Origin of the sequence: Carboxydocella sp. ULO1 (assembly GCF_002049255.1) — a bacterium.
Lineage (GTDB): Bacteria > Bacillota.
Genome location: NZ_BDLQ01000144.1, coordinates 1 through 3,769, shown reverse-complemented (window position 1 = coordinate 3,769; position 3,769 = coordinate 1). Strand labels below are relative to the sequence as shown.

Annotated in this window: 4 protein-coding genes and 1 pseudogene; all 5 read left to right on the top strand. The window is 43.0% G+C overall.

Annotated elements, in window-relative coordinates; genetic code table 11:
• Window positions 1-280: pseudogene (locus ULO1_RS14985) on the top strand (IS200/IS605 family accessory protein TnpB-related protein); the annotation flags it as partial.
• A gap of 251 nt (window positions 281-531) precedes the next feature.
• Window positions 532-1,218, top strand: a complete 687-nt coding sequence (locus tag ULO1_RS14090; protein WP_079907025.1) for a DUF421 domain-containing protein — start codon at window positions 532-534, stop codon at window positions 1,216-1,218.
• Between the two features lie 136 nt (window positions 1,219-1,354).
• The gene (locus ULO1_RS14085; RefSeq protein ID WP_079933786.1) at window positions 1,355-2,629 is read left to right on the top strand and encodes a double-cubane-cluster-containing anaerobic reductase; all 1,275 of its coding nucleotides are present in this window, start codon (window positions 1,355-1,357) and stop codon (window positions 2,627-2,629) included.
• Window positions 2,630-3,409 (top strand): acyl-CoA dehydratase activase, encoded by a 780-nt coding sequence (locus ULO1_RS14080; RefSeq protein WP_079933785.1) that lies wholly within the window; start codon window positions 2,630-2,632, stop codon window positions 3,407-3,409.
• Between the two features lie 82 nt (window positions 3,410-3,491).
• The coding region (locus ULO1_RS14075; RefSeq protein WP_200806966.1) for a transposase zinc-binding domain-containing protein at window positions 3,492-3,769 on the top strand (278 nt) is incomplete at its 3' end.

Genomic DNA, 3,769 nt, shown 5'->3' with positions numbered 1-3,769 from the left:
TTGCGCGGCGGCACTGGTTACAGGACGCCGGGCAATGGGGTTCAGGGAACGGGTGACTATAGAACTCAGGCAACTGGTATCGCAAATCAAGCAAAACCTGACCCGGAAGGATAATCCTGATAGACCTGGGGAAGGAAAAGGGATGACCCGTGGGGTCAGGGCCTGCTTGAGGCGGCTGGAGGAGAGGCTTCCTGTGCATAACGGGCTTGCCCAGAGTGAGCAGGAGGCGTATAACTCCGTCTGGTCTGACCTGAAGTTATTGGCCCTGTCCGTACGGTGACCCCGTTTAGCCGGTGTCGGAGAAACCGGTAGGCGTCCTAACAGGACACGGGAGGCGGAGTTATACTCCCACCGGGAGATCAGCATAAACCGGTGCAGTACTCCCGTCCGGGTGGAACTCCCGGGCCGAGGTCCCCTGTCGCCCTGCCCCGCGGGGGCAAATCAAGTATTCGGAAAGGAGGCGAAAGCCTGGTCTGGGGGCCGACTTGACTGAAAATAAAAATAGTCAAGTTTTTTGAACCAGGTGGTAAAATGGCAGAAATAGCCGAGGTGTTATTGCGGACATTGGGATCCTTTTTAGCTATTCTGATTTTAACGCGCTTGCTCAATAAGGAACAGGTGGGACAGCTGACTTTTTACGAATATGTTACCGGGATTACCATCGGCAGTATGGCCGGGACGATAGCCATTGATACGGAAGTCAAATTTCTGCCCGACCTGCTGGGTTTGGTTCTATGGTGTTTTCTTACCTACATGATGGGTTACCTGTCCCTGGTCAGCCGGCCAGCTCGTAAACTGCTGGAAGGACAACCGACTATCGTTGTACATAATGGTAAGATTCTGGAAGAAAACATGGCCAAACTCCGTTACAATGTAGATGATCTTCTGATGCAATTGCGCAATAAAAATGCCTTTAACCTGCATGATGTGGAGTTTGCTGTCTTAGAACCCAACGGTCAGCTCAGTGTTTTGCTAAAATCGCAAAAGCGTCCGGTTACACCGGAAGACCTGGGGCTACCCACTCAGTATGAGGGGATGAGCTGGGACTTAATCAGTGATGGCGAAATTTTAAAGGAAAACTTGCAAAAAATAAATTTGACTGAACAATGGCTGCGGGACGAACTGGGTAAACGGGGCATTTTTGATCTCCGGGAAGTTTTGTATGCCGGAATTGATTCCAGGGGCAGTTTATATGTAGATAAGAAGAAAGATCACTGAGATGCCATCAGTGGTCTTATTTTATTTTTTTATCATCGGTCATTCATCATAAAAAAATTTTATACTTATCAAAACAGGAAGTTATATATATAAACGAGAAAAGGATAAAGGAAAAAAATACAAAGGAGAGGATTATATGAGTAATGACTGGCGCGCAATGTGGGCTGAACTGGGGATTGATTTGGAGAAACATGATCAATTTCTGGCAGCTTTGCCGGAACTTTATGAAAAGACTTTTATTAATCAGTTCAATAGGCCGCAAGCCATGCAATATTTTGATTTTGTTATCAGTGAAGTACATGGTTTGAGGGTAAAAGAATTGGTGGATCATAAACTAAAAGGTGGAAAAGTAGTAGCCTCATTTTGTGTATTTGTACCTGAAGAATTGATTTTAGCTGTTGATGCTGTCAGCATAGGTTTATGTGCAGGAGCACAGTTTCCGGTAGCTACTGGTGAAAAAGTATTACCGAGAAGCATATGCCCATTGATTAAAGCCAGCATCGGTTTCAAACTGGACAGTATATGCCCCTATTTTCAGGTAGCTGATTTTGTCATCGGGGAAACTACTTGTGATGGTAAGAAAAAAGCGTGGGAAATCTTAAACGACTTTATACCTACTTATGTTATGGAATTGCCCCAACGAAAAGAAAAAGAGGATTACGATCTTTGGGAGGCCGAAGTAAACCGATTGATGCAAAAGTTGGAGACTGAAACCGGAAAAGCGGTAGATTTTGAAAGTTTAAGTCAGGCAGTTGCTAAAGTTAATAATAGAAGAAAAGTATTACGACGGCTATACGATTTGCGCAAAGCTGACCCTGTACCGATCTCCGGTAAAGATGCCTTATTGATTACCCAGCTCGCTTTCTTTGATGATCCGGAGCGTTTTAGTGCTAAAGTATCGGAGTTATGTGATGAACTGGAAGAAAGAGTAAAAGAAGGAATGGGAGTAGTGCCTCAAGGCACTCCGAGGATATTGATTACCGGGAGTCCGATGCCGATTCCTAACTGGAAAATACATGATATTATAGAAAGATGTGGTGGAGTAGTGGTGTGTGAGGAAACCTGCACTGGTACCAGGTATTTTGAACAACTGACTGAGGAAGGGCAAACTATATCTGAACAATTAAAACAGATTGCAATGCGAGCAATGAAAATAAATTGTGCCTGCTTTACGCCCAATAATGAAAGAATAAATGATATTTTGCGTTTGGTTGAGGAGTATAAAATTGATGGTGTGATTTATTATAACCTGCAATTCTGTCATCCTTATAGTATTGAATATTATAAAATTGAACGGGCCTTACAGGCAGCGGAAATACCGGTACTCAAAATTGAGAGCGATTATAGTGAAGAGGATTTACCAATTCTGCAAAACCGTATTCAGGCATTTTTGGAAATGGTGGGGCAATAAATGTATTTTGCTGGTGTAGATGTCGGCTCAACTATGGTAAAGGCTATAATTATAAACCAGACAGGGGAAATTTTAGCCCGGGCAATGCTTCCAACTAGCTGGCAACCACAGGTTTTTGGTGAAACAGTATTGGAAAAAGCAGTTGAACAAGCCAGAATTGACAGAAATGACCTGAAATATATTATTGGCACAGGATATGGTCGTACTGTGCTCCCGTTTATCCATGAAGCAATAACTGAAATTACCTGTCATGGGAAAGGTGCCAGTTTTTTATATCCTCAGAATGACCTGGTGATAGATATTGGTGGTCAGGATAGTAAGGCAATTAAAATTAACCCCCATGGCAAAGTTTTGAACTTTGTTATGAATGATAAATGTGCTGCCGGGACGGGTCGCTTTTTGCAAATGATTGTTGCTAATTTGGGAATGGAAATAGAACAAATTCATGACATAAAAACGGTGGAGCCAGTGGCAATTAATAGTATGTGTGCTGTTTTTGCCGAATCAGAGATTATCGGCCTGATGACAGCAGGCATTGCCAGAGAGAGGATTATTTGGGGAGTATTTCGAGCCATAACCAGCAGGATAACCGGTCTGGTTGCAGCAATGGAGCCTTTTAACAGAGTTACTTTTACTGGCGGAGTTGCCAGACTGAGAGGTATGCAGAAAATGCTGGCGGAATTCCTGGGTAAACCGGTTGATGTGCCGCTGGAACCGCACTTGATTGGAGCATTAGGAGCAGCATTGCTGGCCAGGGAACGCTACCAAAAAAGCCATTGACTTGCGTCAATGGCTTTTTGAATGTTTAGGAAATTATGCTTTAAGGCTTGATGTGGATAACTTAGGGTGTTAAGGTAGAAATATGAGAGCGCATGAGAAAGAAAATAAACAATCAATAAAAATAGTCGATATACTTAAAGAACATTGGGAACGGTTTCTCCAAATATACGGAGAAAAAATACCGGAAGATATGAGGGAGAGTGTAATTGAAGCGGTAGAAAAGGCAATAAAATGCGGGGACCCAAAGTATGGTTATGCAGAATACATATGTACTAATTGTACCGGGAGCGAGAAAAAGAAAGTAGCATTTACATGTAAGAGTAGATTTTGTAATCGATGTGGAAAAGTTTATATAGAAAA